Origin of the sequence: uncultured Kushneria sp., from assembly GCF_947497025.1 — a bacterium.
Lineage (GTDB): Bacteria > Pseudomonadota > Gammaproteobacteria > Pseudomonadales > Halomonadaceae > Kushneria.
The window spans coordinates 51,169-67,572 of sequence record NZ_CANMFC010000011.1 but is presented as its reverse complement, the minus strand read 5'-3'; the positions used below and the strand labels follow the sequence as shown (position 1 = coordinate 67,572).

Genomic DNA, 16,404 nt, shown 5'->3' with positions numbered 1-16,404 from the left:
CCATGTGTGCGATTTCCTATTGCTTTCTAAAAGGAAGCGGCCTGTGTAAGCCGGTTATTCGCGGCATCTGCCGCCTGTTTCAGTTATCGGTACTGCATGTTCGTTTCTTTAGCTTTTCAGAAAGTTTTTCTCTTTCTGATGAGGTGGTTACCGCCATGGGCCACCTGTCCCTTCACGCTGTGTTGGTTGTTCACCGTGCTTGCAGACTCATTAACGACGCGAGAGGCCATCGCTTGAGTGGGCTGTGGTCATTTTCTGACGAAAAATAACGGTAAAACGCTGATACAGCATTATGTGGTTGATGGATAAGCATTAATCGAGCCATCGATTATTGTAGTGTTTTGTATATTCAGGGCCTTTTCTAACGTTGGGCAACTCATTAAAGGCGGCCGGGGTCTACAGTGCATCGCGTTAATCAACGTTTATGCTGGCTCTGGAGAGTACGCACGCAATGGATATGCACATCATGGTGCTGGGGGGCATCGGTCTTTTAATCCTGCTGGTAGCGTGGCTGCCGCTGGTGATCAAGCGATTGCCGCTGTCGCTGCCGATCGTCTGTATCGCGGTGGGCTATGGCCTTGCACGGCTGATGGGCGATGCGGCGCCCAGTCCGCTGGCGCATCCCGGGATTCTTGAAACGGTGACCGAGATTGCCGTCATTATCTCGCTGGCAGGCGCCGGACTACGGCTGGACAGAAAGATCGGCATCAAGCGCTGGGCCAATACCTGGCGTCTTTTGGGGATCACCATGCCACTGACGATTGTCATGGTGGTGCTGGTCGGTTTTTTCCTGCTGGGGTTGCCGCTGGAAACGGCACTACTGCTGGGGGCGGTGATCGCGCCGACGGATCCGGTACTGGCCTCTGATGTGCAGGTCGGTCCACCGCGCTCAGGGCCGGAGGATGAGGTGCGCTTCGCGCTGACCTCCGAGGCGGGGCTCAATGACGGGCTGGCCTTTCCCTTTACCTATCTGGCCATTGCGGTGGCCACCCACGCCACGCTGTTTGATACGTGGAACTGGCACTGGCTGGGTATGGACGTGGTATGGCGCATTGGCATTGGCGTGGCGGCCGGCTGGGGAATGGGGCGGCTGCTGGGAGCGCTAACGTTTCGTTCGGGAAAGCTGTCACTGGCAAGCACCGGACAGGGGTTTGTGGCGCTGGGCGGTACCTTTTTAAGCTATGCCGGCGCCGAGATGCTACACGGCTATGGCTTTATCGCCGTGTTTGTAGCGGCGCTGACCCTGCGCGGTGAGGAAGACAAGCATGACTACCATGTGCGGCTTGCTGACTTCAGCGAGGAGATCGAAAAGCTTCTGATGATGGCCATGCTGGTCTTTTTGGGCGCTGCCATGGCGGGCACGGCGCTTGATGGCGTAAATGGCCTGATCGTGATGGCGGCGGTGGCAACGGTCTTTCTGATTCGCCCGCTGACGGGCATGATCGGGCTGGTCGGCACTGCCATGCCCTGGCATGAGCGCTGCGTTGTCAGTGTGTTCGGGATTCGAGGCATCGGTTCCTTCTACTACCTGGCTTACGCCCTGAACCAGGCGGACTTTGGTCAGGCCGAAACAGCCTGGACGGTGGTCAGCCTGATCGTACTGATCTCGGTGGTGTTTCATGGCATGAGTGCCGGACCGCTGATGGTGTTAATGGACAGGAAAAACCGGCACCGAGCGTAGCGCGGGTCGGATGAGTCATCCCTTGCGGCCGCAGTCGTCTGTGGCAGGTGTACCAATCCCTAAAGAAAGCCGTACTTTTTGTGGCTCTTTGCCCATTCGTTTTTGCCGTGTCCTGTCAATAATGGGTGCACAAGACAGGCTGGGCGCATCGTGTGCCCCCTCATCAAACGGATTTCAGGATATGGGCATGTATACGGCTCAGGGCAGAATCGATCAGAGGCAACTGCTGGACGACTATATGCCGCTGGTTCGACGTCAGGCGCTTTCGATGCAGGTTCGTCTACCGGCCAGTGTGGAACTGGATGATTTGATACAGGCTGGCATGCTGGGGCTTCTGGACGCCTTCAAGCGCTTCGATGCCGATCAGGGCGCGACGTTTTCGACCTACGCCTCACAGCGCGTTCGCGGGTCCATGATCGATGAGCTGCGCTCACGTGACTGGCTGCCGCGCAGTGTCAGGCGCAGCGCCCGGGATATCGACCGGGCCATCTGGAAGCTTGAGCAGCGCGACGGCCGAGCCCCGACAGAGCGTGAGGTGGCCTCCGAGCTGGGGATTGAGCTGCGTGAGTATCAGCAGGTGCTCAGCGATACCAATAACGGCTTTTTGATGACCTATGAGGATGCCAGCTCCGATGAAACGGAAGCCTCACGTCTGTCGGAAGAGGTTGAAACCTCGCTTGATCCTCATGATGTCTGGATCGCTGGTGCCGAACGCCATGAGATGATGGCGGCTATCGAGGCCTTGCCCGAACGGGAAAAACTGATGATGGCGCTCTATTACCAGGAGGAGCTGAATCTCAAGGAGATCGGGGCTGTCATGGGGGTCAGTGAATCACGAGTGTGCCAGCTTCATGGTCAGGCGGTAGCAAGGCTTCGAGCAGCACTGGTATCCAGCGGCGATTGACCCTGTTTCTGATCTGTCAAGTGACCCATATTTTTTCAGGCGCCTTCGGGGCGCCTTTTTTGTTGGCAAGCCCTGCCACGGTCACTTGAGAAAAATGGGCCTGACCGATGAATAAAATAGCTGCCCTTCAGTCTTTAATATAATTTTACGCGCGATTACGCAAAGTCTGGCTCGGATGAAAACCCAAACAATTTTGGCCTATATTAATGATTACTTTCCGAAACATTTCATTGCCGTCAATGGCTTGCAGCTTTCAAAAGTACGTATGAGCCAGGAATGGGTATGTCATTGGTGCGTCATTTTGTGTTCACACTATTGTCATTCCCATGACTGTGAAGGATTGATGGTCTGCAGGGTGCGATGCTGAAAAAAGCTGGGCAAACAAGGCCTTTCTGGGCATGAGTACCATTTTTCTAATACTAATAAATAGATATGGCATTATTAATTTAATAATAAAAAACGCTTTTTATTATATTTTATAGTCCCTAAGAGTTTAGCTTTTAACTGACCGGTTAATGTATCAAAGCGCGATTTTAATAATCTTTGACAGTTTCATACTTTACTTGATCAGCCCTTCCCTTATTCTGCGTACAACTTTCAGCGAGTCAGCACTGAAATATTGTCGTCATGCGGACAGCAGGTTATGCATTTTTCATGACCAACTGATATCGCGACCGCCATGTTTCGACAATCGTGCTGCTCACTGAAAACGGTTATTGAACTGAAGGATCTGACGCCACGCTACGGACTTGTTGCCTCAGGTGCCGCTGCCTTCAGCCTGATGATTCCGGCGCACAGATGCGTCGTGCCGTATACCAAGTGTTATTGCCGAGGGAATGGATATGATGATGGACAGCAGAGAATTTGACGTCGCCGCAACTGAAGTCATCCTTCACGAGCACACCAACATCTTGATGCCCATGACGCTGGTCGCTCAGCAGGTCGGCCTTTCATGCTCGCATCTGCGTCGCAAGTTCAAACAGTCCTTCGGTGTGACGCCTACTGATTATCACGCAGCGATCCGTCTGGACCGTGCTGCCATGCTGCTGATCTATACTCGCAAGTCCATCATGGAAGTCGCGCTGGAATGTGGCTATCAGGATCATGCCGCCTTTAGCCGTGTGTTTCGTCGTCACTTCGGCAGCTCGCCGCGCGGTTATCGTGAAAGCATGCGTATAGAGATTGCCACCAACGGTCTGGTCCGTGACGACGCAACGCCGGTTAACGTGGTCGAGCATGACGAAGAGTACTTTCTGGTCATGCGCTCCTTTGGCGATGACAAGAACAGTGAAGAGAGTCTGCGCCAGATGTTGTTGTCCATGTGCCCGCAGCATGCCAAGGAGTCCATCGTCGAGTCTGTCTGCTTTTATTACGACGACCCCAACATTACCCCGACCCATCGCATGCGAAAGGATGTCGGTTATCGCATGACGCGTCGCGCGACGTGGAACCCGCCGCTGCCGCTGCGCTGGGTAACGGTACCGGCCGGTCGTTCGATGAGTGCCACGCTTGGCAGTGAAAAGGATCGCGAGCAGTGCTTCAAGCACATGGCGATTCGCTGGGCGCAGGAGCACAATGAGCAGATTCGTGTCGATCACTCTCGTGTCATCTATCATGAAGGCATGCGTGATGCCGGCATGAAAAGTCTTGAACTGCGTGTTCCCCTTGATTGATTGGTAACGGCACAACATTTTTAAACGCCCCGCCATGCGGGGCGTTTTTGTTGCTACTCTTGGCTTCTGGTTCGGTGTGTTCGAAAACCTGCCCCAGACTATTGCTGTTATCAGGCACCATTAATTTACATACATACAGGAATGCATCTAAACTGGCCCCATCTTGATTTGCCCCTCATCGTGCGCTTTCGAAAGGGCGCCCTTTGATCACCTAATAACGATGGATATCATCCAGATGAATCAGAAGTTTGCCAGACGGGTCCAGGAATGGAGTCTGATTGGGTTCTTCTCAGTACTGCTTACTGCGTGCGGGGGAGGAGAAGAGGGTCAGGATAGTCAGCAGCAGGAGCCACCACCTGCCAAGCAGGCGCAGGTTCAAACGCTGGCGCCCATGGACTTGGAGCTGGACAAGAACTACCCGGCAATGGTTCGTAGTGATCAGTCCGTCGAGATCGTGGCACGTGTTGATGGCTATCTGGAAAGCCAGAACTACAGGGCCGGCGAGATCGTCGATAAGGGCGATATTCTTTTTACTATCGAAAAGGCACCTTATAAAGCAGCCGTTGAGCAATCACGTGCCGATCTTCAGAGTGCACGCGCCAATTATAGTGAGGCCCAGCGTGACTACGAGCGCTATCAGCGCCTATATCAGCAGGGCTCCATCAGTCAGCAACAGCGTGATCAGGCGCTTAACGATCGTGAGACTACCAAGGCTTCTGTGGCTCAGGCACAGGCAGCGCTCGACAGTGCCCAGATCAATCTGAACTATACAGACGTGAAGGCGCCGGTAAGCGGCCAGGTCAGTCTGAATCAGGTTAATGTTGGCAACTATGTGGCCGTTCAAACCGAGCTTGCCGAGGTCACGCCTGTCAATCCGCTTGAAGTGCGCTTCTCGCTGCCGCAGTCGGATGCTTTTGCCCTGCGTCGTCAGCGGCAGATGGAAGATGCGCCTTCTGTCGACGTCGAGCTCGATTTCCCCTATGGGGATGATAGTGCGACGACCGATACCACGCTTCATGGCAATCTGGATTTTCTGGGTTCTCGAGTCGATGAATCCACCAGTACCGTACAGGCTCGAGCCGTATTCGATAATCCTCAGGGGCTTTTTCTGCCGGGGCAGTTCGTGCGTGTGCAGTTAAGTAACCTGAAGCGCTTTCATGTCATTGCCGTACCCGAGGTAGCTATTACTGAAGGCCTCAAGGGTCCGCAGGTCATGATGCTCAACGACAAGGGCGAGGCTCAGAGTCGCTTTATCACCATGGGTGAGCAGTCGCGGGGCTGGGTTATTGTCACAGAGGGGCTCAAGGCAGATGAAAAGGTCATTGTCAGCAACATTGGCGGCATTTCTGCCGGTAACAAAATCGATGCTCAACCCTTTGATGGTCATATAGATGACGAACCTGACAACCCTTCCGGCAAGGATGCCAGTGGCGCCAGCAAGGAGCCGGGCCAAGGTACCAGCGTCAGTGGCGAGACCCAGCAGCGCAGCGCCGATGAACGCGCCAGTGACAACAGCGATAACTAAGGGCGGTTCGAGTCGATGAACATATCGAGTTTTTTCATCAACCGGCCAATTTTTGCCACCGTCATGTCGATCATTATCACGTTGATCGGTTTCATGTCGGTGAGAGGATTGTCGGTAGAGCAATATCCCCAGGTGGTGCCGCCGACTGTATCGGTATCGGCAAGCTACCCGGGTGCAAGTGCACAGGTACTGTCGGATACCGTTGCATCAGTGCTGACGCAGGAGATCAACGGCGTTCAGAACATGATCTATATCACCGCGACCAGCGCTGATAGCGGTCAATTAAGCATGTCGGTCTACTTTCAGATCGGTACCGATCCGGATCAGGCCACCATTGATGTCAATAACCGCGTACAGCGAGCCCTGTCCCAGTTGCCGACTGAAGTACAGAATCAGGGGGTTACCGTTGAGCAGCGATCAAGCAGCGTACTGCTGTTTACGGCGCTGTATTCGCCAAATGGTGCCTACGATCGACTGTTTTTGAATAACTATGCCAACATCAACATTCTTGATGAAATTCGGCGGCTGCCAGGGGTGGGTCAGGCTGAAGTGTTGGGTAATCAGGATTTTGCCATGCGTATCTGGCTTAATCCCGACAAGCTCTCCCAATATGACATGACGCCTGCAGAGGTTTCTTCTGCCATTCAGGCGCAAAACGCGGTTGTATCAGCAGGCAAGCTCAACGGCGAGCCTCAGCGGAAGCCGGATGCTTATACCTATACGATCACTACTCAGGGACGCTTTGAGTCAGCGGATCAGTTCCGAAATATTTTGCTTCGCACCAATGAAGATGGTTCCTCTCTGCATCTGAGTGACGTCGCCCGGGTGGAGCTGGGTTCGTCCAGCTATGGTGTTATTGCTCGCGTCAATGGCTCTCCCATAGCGCCTATCGCCATCTATCAGCAGCCGGGTGCCAACGCACTGGATGTTGCCAAGGAGGTCAAGACCACGCTTGCCAGCATGAAGGAGCGTTTCCCCGAAGGCCTTGACTACGTTATTCCCTATGACACCACGCTCTTCATCGATGCCTCTATAGAGTCGGTATCTCATACCTTTATCGAGGCGTTGTTGCTGGTTGCCATTATCGTCTTTGTGTTCTTGCAGAACTGGCGCTCTACGCTGGTGGCCATGTCCGTTGTACCCATCTCCGTGGTGGGAACCTTTGGCGGCATGTATCTGCTCGATTTTTCGATCAACCTGCTGTCGCTTTTCGGCATGATACTGGCGATCGGGATCGTGGTGGATGATGCGATCGTGGTCATCGAAAACATCGAGCGCATACTCGAGGAAGAGCCTGATATCACACCGATGAATGCAGCCTTCAAGGCGATGCAGGAGGTCACCGGGCCCGTTCTGGCAACTTCCTTCATTATGGCGGCGGTTTTCATTCCGGTGGCGTTTATCTCCGGCATGACCGGCCAGATGTATCGTCAGTTCGCCATTACCATTGCGATCTCTGTAGGTATTTCAGCACTGGTGGCACTGTCGTTCACTCCGGCCATGAGTGCCATCTTCATCAAGCGTCACAAGGAAGGTGAAGAGCCCCGCTGGCTGAGGATCGTCAAAAAGCCCTTTGTCTGGTTCAACAAGGGCTTTGACAAGGTCACCAGTGTCTTCATGGCCTGTGTCGGCTTCCTGATCCATCATTTCTTTATCACCATGGCGATGTTTGCTGGCTGCTGTGTGTTTTCCTGGTGGCTTTACTCCCAGCTTCCCGGCGGCCTGATACCTTCTACGGATCAGGGGCTGGTACTTGCCTCGGTCTCCATGCCAAAGGGTGCATCCGTTGGGCGTACTGATGAGTACATGCAGAAGCTTTCCAAGCAAATCGAGGAAGTGCCCGGAATCGACTATGTGACGTCCATACCCGGATTCGACATTGTGTCCGGAGCGGCCAATACGGCCAAAGGCACCATGTTCATCTCGATGAAGCCATGGTCACAGCGCGATATCACTGCCAATGATCTTATTGGCACGATCATGCAGAAAGGGGCGCAGATTCCGGATGGCCAGGCCATGGCATTTAATCTGCCGCCCATTATCGGCCTGTCGCCAACGGGAGGGCTGACCGGTTATCTGCAGTCACTGGGTGGTGCGGATCCACAGCAGCTTTACCAGGCCTCTCTAAAGCTCATGCAGGCGGCCAACAAGGATCCGGCCATCGCGCAGGCCTTTACGACCCTGGACACAGCTGTACCGACGTATCATATCGATGTGGATCGAGACAAGGCGCAGAGTCTTGGCGTGGATCTGGGCGATCTCAATACGACGCTTTCCAGTACTTTCGGTAGCGCTTTTGTGAACTATTTCACACGTCAAAGCCGTAATTTCCAGGTCTATCTGCAATCGGAAGACGAGTTCCGACAGTCTCCGGATGACCTGAGCCGGGTATATGTGCGCGGTGGAGATGGGCAGCGCATTCCTCTCTCTACGCTGGTCACCATGACGCGTCAGCAGGCGCCGACGACGCTGGATCGCTATAACGTTTATCCAGCGGCACAGTTCCAGATTGCGGCGGCCCCGGGATATAGTAATGGGCAGGCGATAGAGGCTGTTCAGCGCATCATCCACGATGAGCTTGGCAGCGAGTATTCAATGGGCTGGACCGGGGAGGCTTATCAGCAACAAAATGCTGGTAACGCTGCCACGATCGCCATCGTGTTTGGTATCGTCATGGTGTTTCTGATTCTGGCCGCCCAGTATGAGAGCTGGACATTGCCATTGGCGGTCATTGCTGCCGTGCCTTTTGCATTCCTTGGTGCGGTGCTGGCGGTCTGGATGCGTCAGTTCGATACGAGCGTTTATCTACAGGTCGGACTATTGGTGGTGGTAGGGCTGGCGGCGAAAAATGCCATCCTGATTGTGGAGTTTGCACAGCAGCAGCGTGCCCGCGAAGGACTCTCGATCGTCGAAGCGGCCAAACATGCAGCTCAACAGCGTTTCCGTCCGATCGTGATGACATCACTGGCTTTCATTGGCGGTACGCTGCCACTGGCGCTGGCCAGCGGTGCCAGTGAAGCAAGCCGACATCATATCGGGACACCCGTGGTTGGCGGCATGATCACCATTACGATTCTGGCCAGCCTGTTTGTACCGGCGACCTATGTGTTCATCATGCAGGGATCGCAGTGGGCCGGCCGCAAGCTGGGTATTGGTCAGAAGCAGGAAGAAGGGCAGGGCAATGCGGCAGAGGCGTCTACCGGACGCTCAACGCACGCTTCCGACGACGACAGTCGTAGCTGATTGACGCTGTTGTTCAGCGAAGGCCGCACCTCCGGGTGCGGCCTTTTTTATGTGTCCGCAAATAGAGGCCATGTGTGCCCTGGACGAAAGTGATGGCTCACGGCTCGGCTGCCTCGCAGTATCATGAACATCGCTGCAATGTCGCCTGATCGGTTGTGCATCAGCGTTTATCAACCGGTTTAAAGGCGATTTTCAAGGCAAGAGAGACATGTTTTCAGGAGACAGACATGGCAACGCTGACGACTAGAGTGCTGGATCAATATAACGGCATTGCCGTGGAGGGGATGGTGGTGTCGCTTGAGGGCCATGGAGATGAAGAGCCCATCATGACCCTTCATACCAATGTCTGCGGAGAACTTGAAGATGTGCTGCTACAGGATGGTTGTGGTGGGCACTATCGTCTCGTCTACCACGTACGTGACTATTTTCTCGGTCGGGGCGTGGACTGCCCGCTGCTTGACAGGATACCGGTCGAGCTGACGCTTTCGCGTGGCGCAAGTGAAGTCATCGTGCTGTTGATAAGTCCCTGGGGATACAGCGTTCACCGTGACAACCGAGGCTGTCACGATGGCCGGGTGCCCGGCAGATGCTAAAGATTTTCCCATGCAGGTTATTGGGTATCGGTTGTCTGCCGAATAGAGGCAGAAACATGATCTTCTTCCGTTGCCTGATGCTCGGGCAAAACCAGATGCATCAGGATGGCCAGCAGACCGCCTGTGGTGATGGAGGAGGATAGAATGCTCTGTGCAAGCTCGGGCAGCCCGGAAAGTACCTGCGGCACCAGCTCGACACCCAGCCCCGCCCCCAGGGACAGCGCGATGATCATGACTCGTTTGCGGGTCATGCGCTGTTCGGCCAGCATCCGAATGCCCGAGACCGCAATCAAACCAAACATCAACGTGGTGGCTGCACCCAGAACGGGCTGAGGAATGGACTGCAGAACGGCCCCCATGGCAGGAATCAGCCCCAGGATCACCAGAATGCCGCCTACAAAAAGACCGATGTGGCGACTGGCGACGCCGGTCAGATGAATGATGCCCGTATTCTGGCTGAACGTGGTGTTGGGAAAGGTATTGAGTAAACCGGCGAGCAGAGAGTTGAAAGCGTCGCCCAGTACGCCGCCACGAATGCGCTTTTGATATTCCGGACCGCTTGTTGGCAGGTGTGAGGCGCGTGACGAGCCGGTCAGGTCGCCAACGGTCTCGATGGCCGTGATGGCAAAGATGAACGCCACCGGAATAAAGGCGGCAATATCAAAGCCCAGGCCATAGCGCAGCGGCTGAGGGAACTGAAAAAGCGGGGCCTGCGCCACGCCGCTCAGATCCAGTCGACCCAGCAGGGCTGCCGCAACGCAGCCCGCCAGAAGTCCGACAAAGACGGACCCCACACGCAGCATGGGACGGCGGCTGAGCTGGCAGGTCAGTACTACCCCGATCACGATCACCGCAAGCAACAAATTCACCGGGTCACCGGGATTTTCAGCGCCATGGCCTCCCGCGATATCGGTGACGCCAACACTGATCAGGCTCAATCCGATCAGTGTCACCACAACGCCTGTCACCGTCGGTGTAATCACGCGTTTCAGATGATGCAGTACACTGCCCAGCGCCATTTCGATCAGACTGCCGGCAATGCAGATGCCAAACAGCACCCCCAGCACTTCATGATCACTGGCACCGCGCTCGCGGGCGATAAGGCCTGCCGAGATGAGCGCTGCGACAAAGGAGAAACTGGTGCCCTGCACGCATAAAAGCCCTGAACCCAGCGGGCCGATGCGTTGAGTCTGGATCAGTGTACTGATCCCGGAGACCAGTAGCGCCAGGCTGATCAGATAGGGCGCCTCGTTTTGTAGCCCTAGTGCCCCGGTCACGATAATGGTAGGGGCGATGATGGCCACGAAGCAGGCCAGTACATGTTGAAAAGCCACCATAAAGGCCGTGTGAAACGGCGGTCGATCGCCGTGTCGAAAGATCAGCTCGTTGTCATGCATGCAGTGTGTTCCGCAGGGTCATTCATGGCGCGCAGGCGCAGGCGCAGGAGATGGAAATGGTGGCGACCGGCACGGTCGCCGAAGCATCAATTGCCGGCGGTATAAAGCTTTTTACCCATGACGTAGGTGGCGCTGATACAGCGCTCATCACCCAGTATCATCAGGTTGAAAAGCTTTTCCATGAGCGTGGGGTCACGGCGTGCCTTGCGCGCCAGCATCGGTGTGGCGCATGGATTGATGATTGTGATGTCGGCTTCTTTTCCGGCGGCCAGATTCCCCACATGGCGATCGATATCCAGCACGCGGGCATTGCCAAGGGTATGAGCATAAAAGGCCTGCCATGGAGTTAGCGGCTGATCATTGAGCTGGCCGACCTTATAGGCATCCTGGAGCGTCTGAAAGGGGCTGAAGCTCGTACCGGCGCCAATGTCGCTGGCAATGCCGACGCGAACTTCCTGCTCGCGTGCCTGATGCCAGTCAAATAGACCGCTGCCCAGAAACAGATTCGAGCTCGGGCAGAAAGCGATGGCGCCACCGTCATCGGCCAGCCGCTGACGAACATCATCATCAATATGAATGCCGTGGGCAAAGATCGCCCGCGGGCGTACCAGCTGATAACGCGAATAGACATCCAGATAGTCACGCGCCTCAGGGAACAGTGACGCCACCCATTCAACTTCCTGACGGTTTTCGGACAGATGGGTCTGCATCACCATGCCGGGGTAATCACTCAATAGTTCACCGGTGGCGGCCAGCTGTTCAGGCGTTGAGGTCGGCGCGAAACGTGGTGTGATGGCGTATTCAAGGCGGCCACGCTCATGCCATTGCTCGATCAATCGACGGCTATCACGAATGCCGGTCTCGGGTGTGTCACAAAGTGCTGCGGGGGCATTACGGTCCATCATCACCTTGCCGCCCAGCATACGCATATTGCGTTCAAGCGCGGCGTTGAACAGGGCATCAACGGAGGCTGGGTGGCTGGTGCAAAAGGCCAGTGCCGTGGTGACACCATTGGCAAGAAGCTGTTCCAGAAATGCTTTGGCGATCTCGTCGGCGTAGGCACGGTCGCTGAAGCGACACTCTTCCGGGAAGGTGTAGGTATTGAGCCAGTCCAGTAGCTGGCGTCCGTAGGAAGCCGTGATGTCCAGCTGACTGTAGTGCAGATGCGGATCAATAAAGCCCGGCATGATCAGCTGATCGGGCCAGTGCTCAACAGGAGTGCCTTCAGGCAGGGTATCAAGCAGCGTATCGGCCGGACCGGCACTGACAATGTGGCCATCGCGAATAACGATCACACCATCGTGGTGGTAATCGACGCTGCCTTCGCGCGGTTGATCATCCACGCCGGGGTCGTCGTGAAAATGCAGGGTCATCCCGCGCAGGGCATAAAGGCTCATCTGAAGTCCTCATTGATTGGGTCACCGGCACCGCTGGGCTGCGCATCAAAAAGTGTCCGCAGTGCCTGAATACCAAGGCCGCGCAGTATGGCTCTTTCAGCTCGCGACGTCATGTCCTGCAGCTCGCCAATCATATGCCAGTGGGCTAATGCTCTTGCAGATTTCCCTGGGCTTTAGTTTGTACAACTTTGGTCGATAAGCAGGGCGCGCGGTCTGGCTGTGACGCGTATCGTCCATATTGATTTCGTTGGGGAATCGCATGATCGGCCTGAACCGCAGTGTCAGATATAAACTGATTGCCACCATGGCAGTCATGGCCATCATTGGAGGTGCAGGCATGTTCGGCATGCACCGTGGCGGTAACAGTCTGGAATCCGTCTACAAGACCAATGTTTTGCCCATGCAAACACTGGCCAGTATTCGCTCCACCATTTATCTATCACGTATTGCCATTTTCAAGGCGCGTGTGGATGGCAATCCTGCAGGCGCAGCTGAATTGCTCAATACCTATCAGCAGCAATACAAGGATAAAGTGGATCAGCTCTGGAAGCGCTATAGCACCAGCGACGTGACTTCTGACAATGAGCGCGCCCTCGTCAATAGTCTGACCCCGCTGTTGAATACCTATTGGACTCTGTATGAACAGATGTCTCGCGACATGAGTCAGGGTGATTTCACTACAACAACAGCTATCGTACAGGGGCGTGAAAATTTCAGTAGCCTGGTAGAGAGTCTCCTGAATCTGTCGAATAACAACGTCAGGCAGTCCGAGGCTACCTATACCAAAAGCATGGACGATTCCTCATTCTCAATGAGCGTCATCATTGGTTTGATGGTGATGGCCTTCATGCTCATGGCAGGGGCTGCACGGCTTTTGATTCGCGGCATCATGGCACCGCTTGGACGTGCCAACGAAGTGGCAGGTGCGATCGCCAGTGGTGATCTCAACAATCATATCGAAGTCAAGGGACGCGATGAATTCGCTGGTCTGCTGCGCAGCCTAAGCGATATGCAAAAGCAGCTGGCAAATGTGGTCAACGACGTGCGTGTCAATGCCGAAGCAGTAGGCTCGGCCTCCAGTCAGATCGCTTCGGGCAATGACGATCTATCGCGCCGTACCCAGGAGCAGGCGGCCAGCCTTGAAGAGACGGCCGCTTCAATGGAAGAGATGACGTCCACGGTCAAACAGAACGCCGATAACGCCGCCCAGGCCAATCAGCTGGCACTCAATGTGCGTCAGCAGGCCCGTGAGGGAAGTCAGGTGGTTGAGCAGACCACGCTGGCCATGGGAGAGATCAGCGCTTCCAGCCAGAAGATCGCCGAAATCGTGGGACTCATCGACTCGATTGCCTTTCAGACCAATCTGCTGGCGCTTAACGCTGCGGTCGAGGCTGCGCGTGCCGGAGAGCAGGGTAGAGGCTTTGCAGTGGTTGCCAGTGAAGTGCGCACGCTCTCCAGTCGTAGTGCTGATGCTGCGCGTGAGATCAAAACGCTGGTGGATGATAGTGTCGCCAGGGTTACCAACGGCTCGGCACTTGTCACCCGTTCAGGCCAGGCGCTGGGCGGTATAGTGGATAGCATCAACAAAATGACCGATATCGTTGCCGAAATTGCCGCCGCCAGTCGTGAGCAGTCCACCGGGATCGATCAGGTCAATCAGGCTATCTCACAGATGGACAGCGTGACACAGCAAAACGCCGCGCTGGTGGAAGAAGCCGCGGCGGCCAGCCGCTCGATGGAGCAAAGCGCGCGCGTGCTGCGCGAGCAGGTGGGTTTTTTCCGGATGTCGGGACAGGCAGTATCCGAGAGGCGGGTATCAACGCCGGTAGCGAGTCGAATGATGGACACTGTGGCAGCCAAAACCGATAAGCATCACTATTCTCGCAAGGATTCTGCTGAATCTCTCAAGCGTCCTGCCCTTGATAAAGGCAATAAACCATCGAAAGCATTACCGGTAAATGATGCCGATGAATGGGAAACCTTCTGACATACTCTTGTGTTTCTGAAATCTGGTTTAAAGCCGCCGTTTATACGGCGGTTTTTTTGTATGAATAAAAAATATTGCTTCAGGGGGATATTCGTCAGGCCGTTATAGCTTCTACGCGGCCCGGGGCTGCCAACGCTTACATTATTGATACTCTAGTCGGAGCTATCCGCATGCCTGTTCTTGATCGCAGTGTTAGGTACAAATTGATTGCCACCATGGTGGTCATCGCCATACTGATGGCTGTTATCGGAGCTGCCGGCATCGCTGGTATGAAAAACGCCGATGACAATCTGGATACGGTATACAACAAGAACGTCCTGCCCATGAAAATGCTGGTAGAGATGCGTTCAGCACTTTATGAGTCTCGCGTGGATTTCATGCGCACGCAGGTGGACCGCGACGCCGGTACCGCAACACAGCTGCTCAATGGCTATGGCGATTTCAAGACACTAACCGAAGCGCGCTGGCAGACCTATACCACCGATTTTATTACCTCCAGCGAAGAGCGTGCGCTTGCCGATACCATTACGCCTGCGTTGACGGCGTATTGGCAGTACTACGATCAGGCCCTGCGAACCATGGCCGGCGGTGACTTTTCTCCGCTGAACAACGCGCTGCAGCTGCGAGATGCCTTCCAGGCGGTTACCGGCGGCATCAGTCGTGCCGTTGAGATCAATACCAACCAGGCTGGAAATTCGTTTGCTGACAGTATAGCCGGCTCCAAGGCCTCACTCATGACCATTGCAGGCGTCATGGCTCTGGCATTCATGGTCATGGCGGGGATTGCCTGGCTGTTGATTCGCGGCATCATGGCACCACTCAAGCGCGCTAATGAGGTAGCCAGCGCGATCGCCGGGGGCGATCTCAACAATCGTATTGAAATCAAGGGTCGAGACGAGTTTGCAGGCCTCCTGCAAAGCCTTGGCAACATGCAAAATCAGCTGGCCCGCGTGGTTGATGACGTGCGCGTCAATGCCGAATCGGTAGGCTCGGCCTCCAGTCAGATTGCCTCGGGCAACGATGATCTGTCGCGTCGTACTCAGGAGCAGGCTGCAAGTCTCGAGGAGACCGCCGCTTCGATGGAGGAGATGACATCCACGGTCAAACAAAACGCCGACAACGCTGCTCAGGCCAATCAACTGGCCCTCAATGTACGTCAGCAGGCCAGTGAAGGTAGTGACGTGGTAACACAGACGACGCGTGCCATGAACGAGATCAGTACTTCCAGCCAGAAAATTGCCGAAATCGTGGGGCTGATCGACTCGATTGCCTTTCAGACCAATCTGCTGGCGCTGAATGCAGCAGTAGAAGCCGCTCGGGCCGGTGAGCAGGGGCGAGGGTTTGCGGTCGTGGCCAGTGAAGTGCGCACGCTCTCCAGTCGTAGTGCTGATGCCGCGCGTGAGATCAAGATGCTGGTCAATGACAGCGTAGCCAAGGTGGCCAATGGCTCTGAGCTGGTGACCCGGTCAGGTCAGACTCTGGGGGGTATCGTCGAGAGTATTAACAAGATGACCGATATCGTTGCCGAGATTGCCGCGGCCAGCCGCGAGCAGTCTACCGGCATTGATCAGGTCAACCAGGCCATTTCACAGATGGACAGCGTGACCCAGCAGAACGCCGCGCTGGTGGAAGAAGCCGCGGCGGCCAGTCGCTCAATGGAGCAAAGTGCACGGGTGCTGCGTGAACAGGTAGCGTTTTTCAAGGTCTCCGGGCAAAGAGTGCAAGGACATGCTCCAGTGCCGGTTGCCAGCCGCATAATGGAAAAGGCGGTCAACAACAGACCCTCTGCGTCTGCCATCCCGGCGCGCCCGGCGGCCCCTAAAGTAACTGCTGAGCTCAAGACACCTGCCAAAAGTCAGGGTTACAAGGCGACAGCAACTGCCAATGATGCCGATGAATGGGAAACCTTTTAAAGAAAGTTATTGCTAATACGCAATACTGAATGAGTCACTCGAAAGGGTCGTCGCGCAAGCGGCGACCCTTTTTATGTTGCATATCATTTAA

The 16,404-nt window shown here is 55.2% G+C and carries 11 protein-coding genes; 9 read left to right on the top strand and 2 right to left on the bottom strand.

The genetic code is table 11. The features are described from left to right. From Q0931_RS16075 to Q0931_RS16045, 7 genes are all read left to right on the top strand, one after another. Window positions 1–269, top strand: a 269-nt coding sequence (locus Q0931_RS16075; protein WP_299262007.1) for a hypothetical protein, incomplete at its 5' end; no start/stop codon positions are given. A 182-nt stretch (window positions 270–451) separates the two neighbouring features. Beyond that, complete coding sequence (locus tag Q0931_RS16070; RefSeq protein ID WP_299262006.1) at window positions 452–1,681, top strand: sodium:proton antiporter; 1,230 nt, start codon at window positions 452–454, stop codon at window positions 1,679–1,681. 187 nt (window positions 1,682–1,868) lie between these two features. Further along, entirely contained in the window at window positions 1,869–2,585 is a 717-nt protein-coding gene (locus tag Q0931_RS16065; protein WP_299262005.1) for an RNA polymerase sigma factor FliA, read from the top strand. An 842-nt stretch (window positions 2,586–3,427) separates the two neighbouring features. Further along, window positions 3,428–4,258 carry an AraC family transcriptional regulator gene (locus Q0931_RS16060; RefSeq protein WP_299262004.1) on the top strand — a complete coding sequence of 277 codons (831 nt, stop codon included), beginning with the start codon at window positions 3,428–3,430 and terminating at the stop codon, window positions 4,256–4,258. A 235-nt stretch (window positions 4,259–4,493) separates the two neighbouring features. Further along, on the top strand, window positions 4,494–5,783 hold the full coding sequence (locus tag Q0931_RS16055; protein WP_299262003.1) for an efflux RND transporter periplasmic adaptor subunit: 1,290 nt from the start codon (window positions 4,494–4,496) through the stop codon (window positions 5,781–5,783). A gap of 15 nt (window positions 5,784–5,798) precedes the next feature. Beyond that, window positions 5,799–9,026: an efflux RND transporter permease subunit gene (locus Q0931_RS16050; RefSeq protein ID WP_299262002.1), complete on the top strand. Its 3,228-nt coding sequence runs from the start codon at window positions 5,799–5,801 to the stop codon at window positions 9,024–9,026. 227 nt (window positions 9,027–9,253) lie between these two features. Next, a complete protein-coding gene (locus Q0931_RS16045; RefSeq protein ID WP_299262001.1) occupies window positions 9,254–9,619 on the top strand; it encodes a hydroxyisourate hydrolase in 366 nt (121 codons plus the stop codon). Window positions 9,620–9,636: 17 nt separating this feature from the next. Here Q0931_RS16045 and Q0931_RS16040 read toward each other — a convergent pair whose 3' ends face one another. Further along, window positions 9,637–11,016 carry a nucleobase:cation symporter-2 family protein gene (locus tag Q0931_RS16040; protein WP_299262000.1) on the bottom strand — a complete coding sequence of 460 codons (1,380 nt, stop codon included), beginning with the start codon at window positions 11,014–11,016 and terminating at the stop codon, window positions 9,637–9,639. An 86-nt stretch (window positions 11,017–11,102) separates the two neighbouring features. Next, window positions 11,103–12,413 (bottom strand): guanine deaminase, encoded by a 1,311-nt coding sequence (gene guaD, locus Q0931_RS16035; RefSeq protein WP_299261999.1) that lies wholly within the window; start codon window positions 12,411–12,413, stop codon window positions 11,103–11,105. 259 nt (window positions 12,414–12,672) lie between these two features. On the opposite strand from guaD, the gene Q0931_RS16030 reads away from it, so the two are divergent. Further along, on the top strand, window positions 12,673–14,400 hold the full coding sequence (locus Q0931_RS16030; protein WP_299261998.1) for a methyl-accepting chemotaxis protein: 1,728 nt from the start codon (window positions 12,673–12,675) through the stop codon (window positions 14,398–14,400). Window positions 14,401–14,570: 170 nt separating this feature from the next. After that, entirely contained in the window at window positions 14,571–16,313 is a 1,743-nt protein-coding gene (locus Q0931_RS16025; protein WP_299261997.1) for a methyl-accepting chemotaxis protein, read from the top strand. Window positions 16,314–16,404: the final 91 nt, after the last annotated feature.

Excerpts from the sequence above, each read along its gene's own strand:
- guaD (WP_299261999.1), bottom strand. The coding sequence starts at position 12,413 with ATGAGCCTTTATGCCCTGCGCGGGATGACCCTGCATTTTCACGACGAC.
- Q0931_RS16055 (WP_299262003.1), top strand. The coding sequence starts at position 4,494 with ATGAATCAGAAGTTTGCCAGACGGGTCCAGGAATGGAGTCTGATTGGG.
- Q0931_RS16065 (WP_299262005.1), top strand. The coding sequence starts at position 1,869 with ATGTATACGGCTCAGGGCAGAATCGATCAGAGGCAACTGCTGGACGAC.
- Q0931_RS16050 (WP_299262002.1), top strand. The coding sequence starts at position 5,799 with ATGAACATATCGAGTTTTTTCATCAACCGGCCAATTTTTGCCACCGTC.
- Q0931_RS16025 (WP_299261997.1), top strand. The coding sequence starts at position 14,571 with ATGCCTGTTCTTGATCGCAGTGTTAGGTACAAATTGATTGCCACCATG.
- Q0931_RS16070 (WP_299262006.1), top strand. The coding sequence starts at position 452 with ATGGATATGCACATCATGGTGCTGGGGGGCATCGGTCTTTTAATCCTG.
- Q0931_RS16030 (WP_299261998.1), top strand. The coding sequence starts at position 12,673 with ATGATCGGCCTGAACCGCAGTGTCAGATATAAACTGATTGCCACCATG.
- Q0931_RS16045 (WP_299262001.1), top strand. The coding sequence starts at position 9,254 with ATGGCAACGCTGACGACTAGAGTGCTGGATCAATATAACGGCATTGCC.
- Q0931_RS16040 (WP_299262000.1), bottom strand. The coding sequence starts at position 11,016 with ATGCATGACAACGAGCTGATCTTTCGACACGGCGATCGACCGCCGTTT.
- Q0931_RS16060 (WP_299262004.1), top strand. The coding sequence starts at position 3,428 with ATGATGATGGACAGCAGAGAATTTGACGTCGCCGCAACTGAAGTCATC.